The 14,986-nt window shown below is 57.6% G+C and carries 16 protein-coding genes; 10 read left to right on the top strand and 6 right to left on the bottom strand.

Translation table 11 applies throughout. The features are described 5' to 3' along the window. Window positions 1-110: 110 nt before the first annotated feature. The 6 genes from dxs to yghU all read right to left on the bottom strand — a co-directional run bounded on the left by dxs (window position 111) and on the right by yghU (window position 6,686). Window positions 111-2,006 (bottom strand): 1-deoxy-D-xylulose-5-phosphate synthase, encoded by a 1,896-nt coding sequence (gene dxs, locus ABJ99_RS01750; RefSeq protein WP_054084359.1) that lies wholly within the window; start codon window positions 2,004-2,006, stop codon window positions 111-113. Window positions 2,007-2,154: 148 nt separating this feature from the next. Continuing rightward, window positions 2,155-3,042, bottom strand: coding sequence for a polyprenyl synthetase family protein (locus tag ABJ99_RS01745; RefSeq protein ID WP_054084358.1), 888 nt, complete (start codon window positions 3,040-3,042; stop codon window positions 2,155-2,157). Further along, window positions 3,039-3,284 (bottom strand): exodeoxyribonuclease VII small subunit, encoded by a 246-nt coding sequence (locus tag ABJ99_RS01740; protein ID WP_054084357.1) that lies wholly within the window; start codon window positions 3,282-3,284, stop codon window positions 3,039-3,041. Before ABJ99_RS01740 ends, ABJ99_RS01745 begins: the two co-directional genes overlap by 4 nt. Before the next feature lie 106 nt (window positions 3,285-3,390). Further along, a complete protein-coding gene (gene metC, locus ABJ99_RS01735) occupies window positions 3,391-4,557 on the bottom strand; it encodes a cystathionine beta-lyase (RefSeq protein ID WP_054084356.1) in 1,167 nt (388 codons plus the stop codon). Between the two features lie 63 nt (window positions 4,558-4,620). Next, window positions 4,621-5,640, bottom strand: coding sequence for a PDDEXK nuclease domain-containing protein (locus tag ABJ99_RS01730; RefSeq protein ID WP_054084355.1), 1,020 nt, complete (start codon window positions 5,638-5,640; stop codon window positions 4,621-4,623). A gap of 203 nt (window positions 5,641-5,843) precedes the next feature. Beyond that, entirely contained in the window at window positions 5,844-6,686 is an 843-nt protein-coding gene (gene yghU / locus ABJ99_RS01725; protein ID WP_054084354.1) for a glutathione-dependent disulfide-bond oxidoreductase, read from the bottom strand. 179 nt (window positions 6,687-6,865) lie between these two features. Here yghU and ABJ99_RS01720 point away from each other — a divergent pair, with 179 nt between their 5' ends. From ABJ99_RS01720 to ABJ99_RS01675, 10 genes are all read left to right on the top strand, one after another. Beyond that, entirely contained in the window at window positions 6,866-7,642 is a 777-nt protein-coding gene (locus ABJ99_RS01720; RefSeq protein WP_054084353.1) for an ABC transporter permease, read from the top strand. Then, on the top strand, window positions 7,639-8,343 hold the full coding sequence (locus tag ABJ99_RS01715; RefSeq protein ID WP_054084352.1) for an ABC transporter ATP-binding protein: 705 nt from the start codon (window positions 7,639-7,641) through the stop codon (window positions 8,341-8,343). Before ABJ99_RS01720 ends, ABJ99_RS01715 begins: the two co-directional genes overlap by 4 nt. A 67-nt stretch (window positions 8,344-8,410) precedes the next feature. Beyond that, entirely contained in the window at window positions 8,411-9,172 is a 762-nt protein-coding gene (locus tag ABJ99_RS01710) for a glycosyltransferase family 2 protein (protein WP_054084351.1), read from the top strand. A 1-nt stretch (window position 9,173) separates the two neighbouring features. Beyond that, window positions 9,174-9,788 carry a PI-PLC domain-containing protein gene (locus tag ABJ99_RS01705; protein WP_054084350.1) on the top strand — a complete coding sequence of 205 codons (615 nt, stop codon included), beginning with the start codon at window positions 9,174-9,176 and terminating at the stop codon, window positions 9,786-9,788. Window positions 9,789-9,795: 7 nt separating this feature from the next. Then, complete coding sequence (locus ABJ99_RS01700; RefSeq protein WP_054084349.1) at window positions 9,796-10,434, top strand: HAD family hydrolase; 639 nt, start codon at window positions 9,796-9,798, stop codon at window positions 10,432-10,434. After that, window positions 10,431-11,162, top strand: a complete 732-nt coding sequence (locus ABJ99_RS01695; RefSeq protein ID WP_054084348.1) for a glycosyltransferase family 2 protein — start codon at window positions 10,431-10,433, stop codon at window positions 11,160-11,162. Before ABJ99_RS01700 ends, ABJ99_RS01695 begins: the two co-directional genes overlap by 4 nt. Beyond that, window positions 11,159-11,479 (top strand): cupin domain-containing protein, encoded by a 321-nt coding sequence (locus ABJ99_RS01690; RefSeq protein ID WP_054084347.1) that lies wholly within the window; start codon window positions 11,159-11,161, stop codon window positions 11,477-11,479. Before ABJ99_RS01695 ends, ABJ99_RS01690 begins: the two co-directional genes overlap by 4 nt. A gap of 3 nt (window positions 11,480-11,482) precedes the next feature. Next, window positions 11,483-13,258: a hypothetical protein gene (locus ABJ99_RS01685; RefSeq protein ID WP_054084346.1), complete on the top strand. Its 1,776-nt coding sequence runs from the start codon at window positions 11,483-11,485 to the stop codon at window positions 13,256-13,258. Beyond that, entirely contained in the window at window positions 13,255-13,860 is a 606-nt protein-coding gene (locus ABJ99_RS01680; protein ID WP_054084345.1) for a hypothetical protein, read from the top strand. The genes ABJ99_RS01685 and ABJ99_RS01680 overlap by 4 nt, the downstream gene beginning before the upstream one ends. A 75-nt stretch (window positions 13,861-13,935) precedes the next feature. Beyond that, window positions 13,936-14,979 (top strand): WavE lipopolysaccharide synthesis family protein, encoded by a 1,044-nt coding sequence (locus ABJ99_RS01675; protein ID WP_054084344.1) that lies wholly within the window; start codon window positions 13,936-13,938, stop codon window positions 14,977-14,979. The last annotated feature ends 7 nt before the right edge of the window (window positions 14,980-14,986 follow it).

The following is a 14,986-nucleotide window of genomic DNA, read 5'->3' as shown; positions in this document are numbered from 1 at the left end:
TGATGTACCGTGTATACCGGTTCTGCTGCCGGTTCCCGGCAGTTCGCGGACAAGCGAAGCGTCGCCCGGTCCGCTTCACGGTTTGAGTCGGGAGCGGACTTGTACAGCCGTCAGCCCATCAACACCAGTCGCTCATTGATCGCTGCTTCAATCCCTTCGGCATTCAGCCCGCACTCGGCGAGCATCTGCGCAGGTTTGGCGTGTTCGACGTAGACGTCCGGCAAGCCCAGGTGCAGCACTGACTTGAGGATGTTGGCGCGGGCCAGGAATTCGCTGACCGCCGCACCGGCACCGCCCATGACTGCGTTTTCTTCCAGGGTGACCAGCAGTTCGTGATGAGCGGCAGCTTCACGCACCAGCGCCTCGTCCAGCGGTTTGACGAAGCGCATGTCGATGACCGTCGCATCCAGCTTCTCGGCCACCACCAACGCCTCGGCCAGTTGCACGCCGAAGACCAGTATCGCAACGCCCTGGCCTTGCCTACGCACCACGCCCTTGCCAATCTCAACCGGCTCGAGGTCGGCTTCGATCATGGCGTTCGGGCCGGTGCCACGCGGATAGCGTACTGCCGCCGGCCCGTTATGCAGGTAACCGGTGCTGAGCAATTTGCGCAGTTCGTTTTCATCACTCGGCGTCATGACCACGATGCCGGGGATGCAGCGCAGGTACGACAGATCGAAGCTGCCTGCGTGGGTCGGGCCGTCTTCGCCGACCAGTCCGGCGCGGTCGATGGCGAACAGGACGTCAAGGTTCTGCACCGCAACGTCATGCACCAGTTGGTCATAACCGCGTTGCAGGAAGGTCGAGTAGATCGCCACAACCGGCTTGCTGCCCTCGCAGGCCATACCCGCCGCCAGGGTCACGGCATGCTGTTCGGCGATGGCGACGTCAAAGTAACGCTCAGGAAAACGCTCGCTGAATTCAACCAGGTCCGAACCTTCCTTCATGGCTGGCGTAATGCCTACCAGACGGGAATCGGCAGCCGCCATGTCGCAGATCCACTGGCCGAACACGCCAGAGTACTTCAGTGCGCTGACTTTTTTCTGAATGCTGACCGGCGCATTAACCGGCTCGAGCTTGGTGATCGCATGGTAGCCAATCGGGTCGACCTCGGCCGGCGCGAAGCCTTTGCCTTTCTTGGTCACGACGTGCAGAAACTGCGGGCCTTTCAGATCCCGCATATTGCGCAGCGTGGCGATCAGGGTCGGCAGGTCGTGGCCGTCGATCGGGCCGATGTAATTCCAGCCCAGCTCTTCGAACAACGTGCCGGGGACCAGCATCCCCTTGGCGTACTCTTCGGTACGCCGCGCGATTTCCCAGGCACCGGGCAGGCGCGAAAGCACTTTCTTGCTGCCTTCACGCATGCTCGTGTAAGTGCGGCTGGAGAGAATCTTTGCCAGATAATTCGACAACCCGCCGACGTTGCGCGAGATCGACATGTCGTTGTCATTGAGAATGACCAGCATGTCTGCGGCGACTTCCGGCGCGTGGTTCAACGCTTCGAACGCCATGCCCGCCGTCAGCGCGCCGTCGCCGATCACCGCGATGGATTTGCGCTCGCTGCCTTGCAGGCGCGAGGCAATTGCCATGCCCAGCGCGGCACTGATCGAGGTGCTGGAGTGGCCGACGCCAAAGGTGTCGTACTCACTTTCGCTGCGGCGCGGAAAGGCGGCAACACCGTCCTTCTGGCGCAAGGTGGACATACGTGCACGACGGCCAGTCAGAATTTTGTGCGGATAGGCTTGATGGCCCACGTCCCACACCAGACGGTCGTCCGGCGTGTCGAACACGTAATGCAGGGCAATGGTCAGCTCGATGACCCCAAGACCGGCACCGAAATGCCCGCCGGTCTGGCCAACGGAGTACAGCAGCTCTAGGCGCAGTTCATCGGCCAGGGTTTCCAGCTCGGCTTCACCCAGACGGCGCAGGCCTTCCGGTGTATCAGCACGGTCGAGCAGCGGAGTAACCGGGCGCTCGCGGGGGATGTCTTTGAACGTCGTGGGCATCAGGCGAATCGTTATAAGTAAAAGAGGCGGCAGTTTACCTTATGCATCGCAAGCTGCCCATGAAGTGAGTCGGCGGATAGTCCGTCTGCTCACAAGCTTAGTGACTGTGACCTGATGAACCCTGGTTGATTCATCGGAATTCCGGTCCTCAGTGGCGACGTTCCACGATGTAGCGTGCCAGCTCGCGCAACGGCTCGGCCTGAGGGCCGAAATCAGCCAGTGCGCCCAGCGCCTGATCGCGCAACTCCAGGGCATAACCCTTGGCTGCCTGCAGCCCGATCAGCGCGGGGTAGGTCGGTTTGCCGCGCGCGATATCGGCACCCTGGCGTTTGCCGAGGGTGGCGGTATCGCTTTCGACATCGAGGATGTCGTCCTGAACCTGAAAAGCCAGGCCGACTGCGCGTGCATACACCTGCAAGGCAGCGAGTCGTGGCTGATCGGCATGGCCGCTGGCCAGTGCGCCGAGCCTGACGCTGGCTTCGATCAACGCACCGGTCTTGTGCCGATGCATATATTCCAGCGCAGCCTGATCCAGCTTCAGCCCGACCGAACCCAGATCGATCGCCTGTCCGCCGACCATTCCGGCCGGCCCAGCGGCGGCGGCCAGCGTGCTGACCATCTGCAAGCGAGTTTCGGCATCGCGTGAACTGAGGTGCGTGGCAAGCAATGCGGTGAACGCCAGACTCTGCAGGCCGTCACCGGCAAGGATCGCACAGGCCTCATCGAATGCCTTGTGCGTGGTGGGCTGTCCACGGCGTAGATCGTCATCGTCCATCGCCGGCAAATCGTCGTGCACCAGCGAATAGGCATGGATCAACTCAACCGCGCAGGCCGCACCGTTGGCATCTTCGGCGACACCGCCCAGCGCTTCGCAGGCCGCGTAGGCGAGCAAAGGGCGCACGCGCTTGCCGCCGTTCATCACGCTGTAGCGCATGGCGTCGTAGAGGCGCGTCAGTTCAGGGCTCGGAGCCTGAAACAGGCCTTCGAGCGCGGCATTCACACGCGTCTGGCTTTGCGCCTGATAGCTCGCAATCATTCGGGGAGTTCCGCGTCTTCGAACGGCTCTTCGGTCAGTTCACCGTCGCGTTCCAGCAAGACCTGAACCTTCTGCTCAGCCTGGGTGAGGGCGCTCTGGCAGTCGCGGGTCAGACGCACACCCTGCTCGAAGGCGGTCAGAGAGTCTTCCAGAGACAATTCGCCATTCTCCAGCCGCTCTACCAGCGCTTGCAGATCAGCGAGGGACTGTTCGAAATCCAGTGCAGCTTTCTTGCGGGCCATGGGGGCATTTCCGGTAGAGGTTAAACCGCGCGACACTAGCAGAGCGACGGCCTTGGGGCAAATCACGGCGTCGGGTCTGTGCCATTGTCGTGGCTGGCAGGCTGGCTCAACCCGCTGCAAACCCTTTATGCAGGTCGGCGATCAGATCGTCCGGGCTTTCCAGACCGATCTGCAAGCGCAACATCGGCCCGGTGCCTCGGTCGGGCCTGTGCTGTTCGATCTCGGTGATCAGGCTTTCGAAACCACCCCAGGAATAGCCGATCCCGAACAGCTGCAAGGCACTGACGAAGCGGTCCAGCACTTGATGATCAGCGGTTTTGAACTCGAAACTGAGCAAGCCGTTGCAACCGTGGAAATCGCGCTTCCAGATAGCGTGGCCCGGATCATCGGGCAACGCGGGGTAGAGCACGCGCGCGACCTGAGGCTGGCGCTGTAGCCACTGCGCCACTTGCAGCGCATGACGTTCATGCATTTCCATGCGCGCCGCCAGACTTCGTGCACCGCGCAGCACCAGATAGGCATCGTCGGGGCTGACGGTGTTGCCTACTGCGGTATTCATGGTTTTGAGGACCGGCCAGTGGGCTTCGGTGGTGCTGACGCTGCCCATCATCACGTCGGAATGCCCGGCCACGTACTTGGTCAGCGCCATCAGGGAAATATCCGCGCCCAGTTCGAGCGGCTTGTACAACACTCCCGAACCCCAGGAGTTATCCACCGCCAGCAGCAGGTTCTTTGCTTTGCACAGCCGCGACAGGGCGGGCAGGTCACACATGTCGAAGGTCAGCGAGCCCGGCACTTCCGCGTAGATCATCCGCGTATTGGTTTTGATCAGGGATTCCACATCGCTGCCGTCGGCGCTGTAAAAATCGAATTGAATGTCGAACGCTTTCAGCAACGTGTTCGCCAGTCGCCGCACCGGGCCATAGACCGACTCGGTGATCAGCACGTGATCGCCCGGATGCAGAAAGGATTGAAACATCTGCGCCACTGCGGCGAGCCCGGTCGGGTACAGGCAGGTGCCGTGGGCGCCTTCAAGCTCGGAGACCAGGTCCTGCAGGGCGAAGGCAGTCGGATTGCCATTGGCGCCGTAGGTCAGCGAACGTTCCGGTCCCGCCGTGCGGATCTCGGCGTCCCGCAAACTTTGCAGGCTGTCGAACAGCACGGTGCTGACGCGCACCACCGGTGGATTGACCGCCAGCCCCGGCCCGCTGCTTGCGCTACGGCCGCGTTGCGACAGGGCAGTGTGAGCGCGAGGGTCTTTACTGTGCGGCATCTGGGGCTCCGGAACGAATGACGTTAGCGGGCAAGCGTAATGCATCCGTGCAGTTGTCAGGTATTACTGATCGTCCCTGGCGCTGTCCAGTGCGTAAAATTCGTGGAGTTTGGCCTGTAACCATTGTCGATCCGGCAATCGCGTCTGGTATTCGGCAATCAGTGCAGGCGACAACGAGCGGTTCAGGGCGTATTCGACCACTTCATCGTTTTTGCTGGCGCACAGCAGTACGCCAATGGCGGGGTTTTCATGGGGTTTGCGCTCCGTCTGGTCCAGTGCTTCCAGATAGAAATTCAGCTTGCCCAGGTACTCTGGCTCAAAGCGCCCTACCTTGAGTTCGATGGCCACCAGGCAGTTGAGGCCACGATGGAAAAACAGTAAGTCCAGCGCGAAATCCTGGCCACCCACCTGCACCGGGTATTCGGAGCCGACGAAGCAGAAGTCACGGCCCAGTTCGATCAGAAAATCCCTCAGGCGCTGCAGCAAACCGCGATGCAGATCCGCTTCGGCATGGCCCGCAGGCAGCTCCAGAAATTCCACCATGTAGGCATCACGAAACACATCCAGCGCGGCTGGCCGGGTCTCCTTGAGCATGGCCGAGGCTTTGGCCGGCTGGGTGACACTGCGTTCAAACAGGGCTGTCTTGAATTGGCGTTCCAGTTCGCGGCTGGACCACTTCTCTTTGATTGCCATGCGCATGTAAAACTCACGTTCTTCCGGGCGTTTGCTCTGGCTGAAAATGGTCAGGTGGTGAGTCCATGGCAATTGTGTCAGCACTGCTGACACTTTTTCATCGTCGCGGTAAACCTCGTAGAACTGGCGCATGCGGAACAAATTTCGACGCGTAAATCCGCGCAGGCCCGGTTGGGTTGCAGCCAGATGCTCGGCAAGCTGGCGTACCACCGCATCACCCCACTCGGCGCTTTCAATCTTGCGGCTGATGTGAGCGCCGACTTGCCAGTAAAGCTCGATCAGGCGAGTGTTGACCGCTTGCGCAGCCTGCTGCCGAGCGCTCTGAATCATCGCGAGCACTTCATCAAAGCGATCGGCGGCCGGTGTCTGCGGTGCGTTTGGAGTACTCATGCTGCAACTGCTCCGTTACGCGTCCGGCGCACAGGCAGTTGCAAGGTCAGAGTAAGGTGGATGATTCCCGGATTCATGGCAGGTGCGTCCTTGGACAGTCTTTAAGGCTGGCTACTTTACGTCCGGATCACACCTGCTCGATTCAGATTTTCCGATGGGTTTGTCACATCAGGTTTCCGTTGGCGAAGACCTTGATTCGCCCCTCATTTGTCCAGGTCAGATGCATCATGCCGCTCGGGAACCTGATCGGCCTCTTCGCCCCAGGTGCGGTTGACCTTCTGGCCTTTTACCACTGCCGGGCGCGCTGCAATTTCCTCAGTCCAGCGGATAAGGTTCGTGTATTCGTGCACCGACAGGAACTCGGCAGCCGAATAAACCTTGTTGCGCACCAGCGCGCCATACCATGGCCACACGGCGATATCGGCAATCGTATAGGTGTCGCCCGCCAGGTAGCGGTGTTCCGCCAGGCGACGGTCCAGCACGTCGAGCTGACGTTTGGCCTCCATCGCAAACCGGTTGATGGGGTACTCGAGTTTCTCGGGCGCATACGCATAGAAATGCCCGAACCCGCCGCCCAGATAAGGCGCAGCGCCCATCTGCCAGAACAGCCAGTTCAGGGTCTCGGTCCGTCCTGCCGGATCGGCAGGCAGGAACGCGGAAAATTTCTCCGCCAGATACAGCAGAATCGATCCTGATTCGAACACCCGCACAGGCGTCTCATGGCTTCGGTCCAGCAGCGCAGGGATTTTCGAGTTGGGATTGATCTCGACAAAGCCGCTGGAAAACTGCTCGCCCTCGGAGATGCGAATCAGCCACGCGTCATACTCCGCCCCACTGTGTCCCAGCGCCAGCAACTCCTCCAGCATGATAGTGACCTTCACCCCATTGGGCGTCGCCAGCGAATACAGCTGCAGCGGATGCTTGCCGATGGGTAATTCCTTTTTGTGCGTAGGACCAGCGACAGGGCGGTTGATGCTGGCAAATGTACCGCCTGAGGATGTGTCCTGCTGCCAGACCTTTGGCGGAGTGTAGGGAGTATCAGTCATCGGGAGCCTCGCTTGTTCAAGGGGGATCGCTGTCGGATGTTTTTTCTTGATTCGTGAGTTTGTGGAATATTCCCACAACAAGCAAGGCGCGGTCCTATAGCTGTCCTTCACTCAAAAGGAGGAACATGGGCTCGCAGCATAAAGTTGCGAGGTTCTCTTCCCACCGGCCGGATTAAAGCATGTCGTTATTTTGCAGTACGGGCATCACCAAGTGGCGCGATCTGGTCATTAATCTTGTCTCCAAAGAAATCAAGATTCGTTACATGGGCGCAACATTGGGTTTTGTATGGTCGCTGGGTAATCCGCTGGTCGTTACGCTCACTTATTACACTGTCTTCACTTATATCCTTCCAAGCAGCCAGGATCGCTTTGCACTTCATCTGGTGACAGGCGTCGTGCACTGGATGCTCCTGACACAAATAGTGTCGCAGAGCGGCGAGTGGCTCATCAATAACGGCAATCTCATTCGGAAGTTGCGTTTTCCGCGCATATTGTTACCGGTCTCGGGAGCGCTGGCGATTGTCGTATTCTGGATCGGTTGCATGCTCGTTTATGCCTCATTGTTTACCGTGCTGGGGGGAGAGTTCACACGGGCCTTGCTGTTCTACCCGATCGTGCTGCTGGCGTTCATGTCACTGATCATGGGGGTCGGCCTGACGCTCAGTGTCATCCAGATCACCGTTCGGGATGCCAGGCACTTCATCGACGTGTTCCTGCCCTTGATGTTCTGGTTGACGCCAATCGTATGGGTCACCTCCTCGCTGCCTGAAGGCATCGCCAGCATCGTGGCCTATAACCCGGTTGCCCCATACTTCAACAGTTTCAGCAGCATTCTGCATGCCGGAGTCGTTCCGGATACTCGAGATCTTGTGCTTTGCATAGTGCTGGGCGCTGCATCGCTACTCATCGGGCTCTTCATGTTCAGGAAAGTGGATCGCGTGGTGGAGTACTTATGAGCAATGTGGTCATCAAGGCAGAAAACCTCACCAAACAGTTCGTTCTGCGCCACAACCGGGGTGGCTTGAAGCAAAAGTTCCTGAGCCTGTTTGACGCCAGACACCGTGAGCGCGTCGAAGACTTTACGGCCGTCCGTGACGTTTCGTTCACCCTGTGTAAAGGGGAGTCGCTGGCACTGGTGGGGCACAACGGCTCAGGTAAAAGCACACTGCTGCAATTGGTTTCACGAATTCTTGTTCCTACCAGTGGCCGTTTGACGACGGTGGGGCGCGTCGCTCCGCTGATTGAAATAGGTGTGGGTTTTCACCCTGAACTGACGGGTGAAGAAAACATTTACCTGAATGCCAGCCTGTTCGGATTGAGCAATAAGGAAATACGGTCACGCTTCAATGAGATCGTTGATTTTTCCGGTCTTGGAGACTTCATTGATACGCCAGTAAAGAACTATTCGTCCGGCATGTATATGCGGCTGGGGTTTTCCGTCGCTGTCCATGTAGAGCCACAGACGTTATTGGCTGATGAGGTACTTGCCGTGGGTGATGAAGCCTTCAAGCGTAAATGTCACGAGCGCATCCGCGGTATGCAGGAAGACGGAATGGCCTTGATTCTTGTTACTCACGCAGTCGAAGAAGGCAAAGAGTTTTGCCAGCGATACTTGACCCTCGAACGTGGCCAGATGATTGAGCACGGCCATTATTAATACTGTCGCTCTTATACCCTGAAGCTTTATCAACACACCAGTAACGCCATTTCATGAAGGTATTTCCATGCTGCAAATTATTGTTCCGATGGCAGGGGCCGGAAGTCGCTTTGCGGTAGCGGGATATACCGACCCCAAGCCTCTGATCCCTGTACACGGCGTGCCGATGATCAAAGTCGTGATCGACAACCTGACGCCGGATTGCCCGCACACATTCATCTTTATCTGCCAGGCGGAGCATGTCGCGAGATACGGGCTTGAGAAAAAACTCAATGCCTGGGCGCCTGGATGCAAAATCGTCGAGCTGGAAGGGGTAACTGATGGCGCGGCCTGCACGGTGTATGCGGCGAAACATCTGATCGACCCTGCTTACCCGGTGATGATTGCCAACAGCGACCAGTACGTTGACGTAGACATCGATGGCTATCTGCTCGCCATGCAGGAAGCTGATGCCGATGGCCTGATCATGACGATGAAGGCCAATGACCCGAAGTGGTCATTCGTCGGCTTCAATCCGCAAGGCCTGATCGATCGGGTGGTGGAAAAACAGGTCATCTCCGACGAAGCGACCGTCGGCATCTACAACTTCCGCAGCGCCAGTCAGTTGCTATCCGCCATTGAGGCCATGTTCGAGAAAGACTTGCGGGTCAACGGTGAGTTCTACATTGCCCCGGCCTACAACGAGCTTATTGAACACGGCGCCAAGGTCATTCACTACAACGTTGGTTCCGAAGGCCTTGGCATGTATGGCCTGGGTATTCCTGCCGACCTGAGCCTGTTCCTGTCATTGCCCGTGAGCAGGCAAGCAACATCGGGCGAGGCCTGCTGACGTGCAGATCATCAGTCACCGCGGTTATTGGCTGGAGAATGGCGAGCGCAACCTTGCCGTCGCATTTCATCGCTCCTTCGACCTCGGTTTTGGTACTGAAACCGATGTCCGCGATGTGGCGGGGCAGCTGGTTGTTTCTCACGACATGCCGGTAGGCGGCGAACTGACGCTTGATGGCCTGCTCGACATCATGGCCGGTCGCAACCTGCCTTTGGCGATCAACGTCAAGGCCGACGGTATGGCACTGGCTCTCCGGGAAACCTTCGCTCGCCATGGCCATACCAACTGGTTCGCCTTCGACATGGCCGTCCCCGACATGCGCAGCTATCTGCAGGAAAAGGTGCTCACTTACACGCGGCTCAGCGACGTAGAGCCGTCGCCAGCCTGGATCGATCAGGCCGCAGGTGTCTGGCTTGACGGTTTCGATAGCGAATGGTTTTCCAATCAGGTCATCGATGACCTTCTGGCCCGAGGCAAGCGCGTGTGTGTGGTGTCGCCGGAGCTGCATGGCCGCAATGGTCTTGCGCTTTGGCAGCAGTTGCGCGAGCTCAACTCACAGAACCGCTTGACGCTGTGTACTGATACCCCCGTGGATGCGGTCAATTTCTTCAAGTGAGGCAGTCATGATCAAGGCAGTAATTTTCGATATGGATGGTGTCCTTATCGAGGCCAAGGAATGGCATTACGATGCACTGAACAAGGCACTCGGCCTGTTCGGCTACAACATAAGTCGTCACGAACACCTGACTGCCTACGACGGCCTGCCCACCTCGCGCAAGCTCGACATGCTCAGTGTCGAGCGCGACCTGCCTGTGGCTTTGCATGCATTCATCAATGAGATGAAGCAGCAGTACACCATGGAAATCGTCTATGCCCAGTGCAAGCCGACATTCGTGCATCAGTACGCGCTGTCATCCTTGAAAGCGCTGGGCTACAAGCTGGCGGTTGCGTCCAACTCCATTCGTAACACCGTGGAGGTGATGATGGACAGGGCCGATCTCAGTCGTTATCTCGACCTGCAGCTCTCCAATGAAGATGTGACGCACGCCAAGCCAGCGCCTGATATTTACACCAAGGCCATCAGCCAGTTGGGCCTGCTGCCCGAGGAATGCCTGATCGTTGAAGACAACGAGAACGGCATCAAGGCAGCGAGGGCCTCGGGCGCCCATGTTCTGGTCGTGGCGGAAACCTGTGACGTGAATCTCAATAACATCATGGGCAGGCTGGACTCCATCAACCTCGACAAGGTGGCCAGCCTGTGAGCGCACTCAACATAGTTCTCCTGTCCGGCAAAAAGGGATATGCCCGGCGCGGCGAAGGTGAATATCCGGAATACCTTTGCGAGCACAACGGTAAACCGCTGATCCAAACCCTGATCGACAACTGCGCAGCGCTTGAGCCGGGCAGAATGATCTGCACGTTTGCAAACGATGATGTCGTCAGGTTGCACCTCCGTAATATGGTGCAGCAGATGCATCCGAGTGCCGGAGTTCTTCCCATTCACAACCTCACCCAGGGTGCTGCCTGTACGGCTCTTCTGGCAAGCGAGCAAATCGACAGTGACGATGAATTACTGATTCTCAGTGTCAGCGATTTTCTGGACATAGACTTGCACGCAGTGGTCCATTCGTTCCGCGAAAGAAATGATGATGCCGGTGTGGTGATCTTCAACTCGCTGCACCCGCGTTACTCGTTTGCACGCTTGAACAGCGAAGGTCGGGTCATTGAAGCTGCAGAGAAAAACCCGATCAGCCCGCACGCTATTGCGGGCATGTACTGGTTCAAATCCGGTGCGTTGTTTGTCTCGGCGGTAAAAGAGATGATCCGCAAGGACGCCCGTGTCAACGGCAACTTTTACCTCGCGCCCGCCCTTAACGAACTGGTGCTGATGCAAAAGAGCATCGGCTCTTTCCGCATTGAACCGAGTCAGTATCGACCGCTGAAAACCCAAAGCCAGTTGCATGCGTTTGAAGCAGGAGACCTGCGATGAAAACTGCAAAACTGGCGGACATGGTCAAAGGCTGGTTCGTGGGTAGTTTCGAGCCTGCCGTGTTCAGCACCGATTCCTGTGAAGTCGGCGTCAAAAGTTACAAAGCTGGAGACAAGGAAGACGCTCATTATCACAAGGTTGCTACCGAGATAACCGTGCTGATCTCCGGCTCTGTCAGCATGCGCGATCAGGTCTGGCAGGCGGGCGACATTATTGTTCTGGAGCCTGGTGATATCACGGCTTTCGAAGCGCTCACCGATGCGACGACAGTTGTCGTGAAAGTGCCGGGTGCGCTTGCTGACAAATACGTCGTCTGACTCATGAAAACGACCCTTCTACAACATCACCCACAGCTTGGCTATGTATCGACAAGTAGCCTGCGCGACCTTCCCGCCGAGCTGCCTCTGGCCCATGAATGTTCGAGCCTGATCTCGTTTCGCAAACACGCGGTTCGCAAGCCCGACAAGGTGGTTAAAAAACTGCATGCGGCACAACGACCCATCTGCATGTACGGGGAGGGTGCCTATTGCTTTTATGGCGTCCAGAGTGATTCGCCGCTGGCGCCGCTGCTGTTGTGGGACGCCGCGCACTTTCTGAACGTTGGCGAGAAGATCACGGTTATCGAAGACACACCCGTCGCGTGTTATCTGGATCGCGACTACTTCACCAGATCGCTTATAGCGGTCGAGCGTTCGGCCACTTCCGTGACATATGAAAAGCGATCCAGGCTGGCCGCCGAGGCGGATGATGACCTGGATAGCTGGAGCTTCTGTCTCCCTGTCGGGCCGGGTGACGCCACGGTTTTGAATGCTGTGGTGAAACGCATTCTGGAAATCGACGTCGCTCGCAAAGAAATACTTCTGTGCGGTACCCCCGGTAGCAACTTCGCCTATTTCAATCAGGTACGCATTGTTGGAGAAGACATCACCGCGCCGCCTGTACAGATCTGCAAGAAGAAGAATCGCCTCGCGCAGGAGGCCCGTTACAGTAACCTGGTGATCCTGCATGACCGTGTCTTTCTGCCCCGGCATTTCGGCGAGATCGTGCGCCGCTTCGGGCCGCGTTATCCGTTGATGACGCTGCAAAGCCTGTTCTTCGACAATCGAATCAGCATGCACCCACGCCGCTACTCGGATTACGGCATGGCCATGGGTGAAATCGGTCACGGCCTGATCGGGCTGCACCGCACCAACAGCAATGCGCAGGCCATTGCTCTATCCGTTTTCCCGGAGGTTGATCGCACCGGTTTCTGTTTTGCCAGCCCGATGCGTTACAACAACGACGCCAGTTACCCGACAGGCAGCCTCTATATCTGTCGCAAGGACGTCTGGAATGCCTGCCCTCTGGATGAGTCCCTCAACTGGGTCGAGTACGAAGACATCGAGCACGCGCTACGGGCCTCCAGAGCCGGTATTCCCAATCGCATCAATCCCTTCGGGATTACGCAGTCCGTCACCTCTCGGCCCCTGCTGGGCGGCAAGGCGGCGGTCGAGTCCGCCAACGGAGGCCTTGAATTTTCCGGGCCCAGTTACATCTCCCTGCTCGAAAAGAAGCCCCTGATCAATGTCTCTGCGCAAGATGCTCTGAAGCGCTTACAGCGATTCGGCGACAAGTACCTGGCCAACACGACTGCGGTGAAAATCCCGACCGGTCTTGATTGCATCGACGTGAGAGCCTGGATTGAGTTGATTGATCACGTAGCGCAACAGTCCACATTCAAAAATGATATCGGTTCAGTCAGGGAGTTTATTGCCGATTTCGAGAGGCTGATGCTCTTTGACCAGCTAACGGAAACCCGGCAGGAGTTCCTGATTCATGGCTTCCTCACTGATCCTGTACAAGCCAAACAAACGCTCATCACTCAAAGTGTCGAAATACGCAATATGCTGCGGCAACGCAGTTCACGTACATGGTTTGTCGGCAGCCATGATGAGTATTTCCATCATCACCTGTTGTCGCTTCCCGGGATTGTGATTTCAGCGGTTCGCGCTTACCGGAACAACGGAAAGATCTTCTATTTCGAGAGCCTGTGGGCCGCAGTAAAAGCCATCTACAACTCCACGCCGTTCAAGTATTACGCCAGGTGCCCAAAGTGAAGATATTCGTCGTTTCGCATTTGAGCCCTGGCCCTTCAGGTAAGGCGCTTGCAGGGCAGCTTTCCCGCATCCGGCACGAGCAAGGAAAAACCGTCCCTGTCCTGGTCATCGATGAGCGCCACAACCTTCGCGAACCTTCTACCGATGATCGGACTGTAGGCAGCACTGAATTTAGTCTGGATGACTTTCTGCACGAGAACGGTATCAGCGGCATCGTCGCCAACCGGATTGCGTTGCTGATGGATAAAGTCGACAGCGACTGGGTGATGATTGATTTCGGGCAGCATGACTTGCCCACCTGCATGGACTTCATCCAGAAAATCGCCCGTTATAACTACCTGGCCCCGGCGTTACGGAACCGCAACCTGGTGATCCTCGTGCCTTCGATGTATCTCGGCGTCTGTTCGCGAGCGTTCAATGCGTCGTTCAACAATTTGCCGTCGAGTGCCTCGGCCTCGATTCGATCTGCTCGCGTCGGCAGGTTATTCACGATCACCCGTATCGAGAAAGTACTGATCAGCCTGCCACTGCTGTACGGGCTATCAAGGCGGGTGCGGCACCGTTTACGACGGCTGCTCCGACGGGCTTCGATCACCGCCTGACGCTCTTTACACCAGCACCGAACAGGCCGCGACGTTTTGTGGCCGTTGTTCTCTCCGATTACAAGGTTGAAAAGCATGCATCATCTTTCGGCCGTTGATTCCAGAAAAATCAGCGTAGTTATTCAAGGTCCGCTCTACCGCAACCTGAGCCCCGAGCGGAATATCTTCGCCTGCATCGCATCGATCAGAGCGCACCTGCCGCAGGCGGAAATAATCGTGTCGACATGGCGCAGTGAAGATATTTCGGCCATTGAAGTCGATCAGATTGTCGTGTCAGATGACCCCGGTTCTTTCACCGATGATGCCGACAACCAGATCAACACCAACCGCATGCTGCGATCAACGTTGCGCGGGATTCAGGCAGCGGCAAGGCCCTACGTCATGAAGATGCGCGCCGATCACAACCTGACCAGCGCGGCCCTCGCCGTTGCTGGGCAGTACGACGAGACCGAGTCAGCCGAGCTGCGCCTGTTCGATACTCCCATCACCGCAACAACGCTCTACATCCGCGACCCGGCGCGCTTCCCACTGCTGTTCCACATCTCCGATCTGGTTCAGTTCGGCAGCCGCGACGCCATGCTTTTCATGTGGGAGCAGCCGCTGTTCGAAAGGACAGACCTCTTCAACCAGAAACCTTCACGTAACCCCTTCGGAAACTTCGTCGGCTACACGTCCGCCCGCGTGGTCAGCGAACAGGCGATCATGCTCGGCGCCATGCGCAGGCGTGGCATAGACGCCAAACTGACGAGACCGTGCCAGGTGGGGCTGAGCAATCTGAAATTGTGGGACGAGGTTCTGAGGTGCAACTTCAGGGTACTGGACCACGGCGCCGCCGGTGTCGATTTCCCCGAACGTTTCGTGGCAAACAATTACGTGCTGAAAACGCTCTACAGCGCCGCAGATATAGACCGACTGCGGCATCTCGGAGCCGGAGCCTACACACTCAGGATCACGCGCATCTTGCTTAATCAGTACGTGCTGAACTACCTGCGACCGGGCTGGTGGGTATCCTCCATCAACATCGCGCTGTTCACGATCTCGCCAACACTGGCCAAGGCCGTGCGCTCGTACTGGCGCAAGTCGAGGAAGCTGGTGCATGCGGAGTCGTATCGGGTTTAGAGGTGTC

The sequence above is a fragment of the Pseudomonas syringae pv. cilantro genome, from assembly GCF_001293775.1.
GTDB lineage: Bacteria > Pseudomonadota > Gammaproteobacteria > Pseudomonadales > Pseudomonadaceae > Aquipseudomonas > Aquipseudomonas syringae_P.
This window is presented reverse-complemented; position numbering and strand designations above follow the sequence as displayed.

Excerpts from the sequence above, each read along its gene's own strand:
- ABJ99_RS01730 (WP_054084355.1), bottom strand. The coding sequence starts at position 5,640 with ATGAGTACTCCAAACGCACCGCAGACACCGGCCGCCGATCGCTTTGAT.
- dxs (WP_054084359.1), bottom strand. The coding sequence starts at position 2,006 with ATGCCCACGACGTTCAAAGACATCCCCCGCGAGCGCCCGGTTACTCCG.
- ABJ99_RS01700 (WP_054084349.1), top strand. The coding sequence starts at position 9,796 with ATGATCAAGGCAGTAATTTTCGATATGGATGGTGTCCTTATCGAGGCC.
- ABJ99_RS01740 (WP_054084357.1), bottom strand. The coding sequence starts at position 3,284 with ATGGCCCGCAAGAAAGCTGCACTGGATTTCGAACAGTCCCTCGCTGAT.
- ABJ99_RS01685 (WP_054084346.1), top strand. The coding sequence starts at position 11,483 with ATGAAAACGACCCTTCTACAACATCACCCACAGCTTGGCTATGTATCG.
- ABJ99_RS01715 (WP_054084352.1), top strand. The coding sequence starts at position 7,639 with ATGAGCAATGTGGTCATCAAGGCAGAAAACCTCACCAAACAGTTCGTT.
- ABJ99_RS01690 (WP_054084347.1), top strand. The coding sequence starts at position 11,159 with ATGAAAACTGCAAAACTGGCGGACATGGTCAAAGGCTGGTTCGTGGGT.
- yghU (WP_054084354.1), bottom strand. The coding sequence starts at position 6,686 with ATGACTGATACTCCCTACACTCCGCCAAAGGTCTGGCAGCAGGACACA.
- ABJ99_RS01710 (WP_054084351.1), top strand. The coding sequence starts at position 8,411 with ATGCTGCAAATTATTGTTCCGATGGCAGGGGCCGGAAGTCGCTTTGCG.
- ABJ99_RS01720 (WP_054084353.1), top strand. The coding sequence starts at position 6,866 with ATGTCGTTATTTTGCAGTACGGGCATCACCAAGTGGCGCGATCTGGTC.
- metC (WP_054084356.1), bottom strand. The coding sequence starts at position 4,557 with ATGCCGCACAGTAAAGACCCTCGCGCTCACACTGCCCTGTCGCAACGC.
- ABJ99_RS01745 (WP_054084358.1), bottom strand. The coding sequence starts at position 3,042 with ATGATTGCGAGCTATCAGGCGCAAAGCCAGACGCGTGTGAATGCCGCG.
- ABJ99_RS01675 (WP_054084344.1), top strand. The coding sequence starts at position 13,936 with ATGCATCATCTTTCGGCCGTTGATTCCAGAAAAATCAGCGTAGTTATT.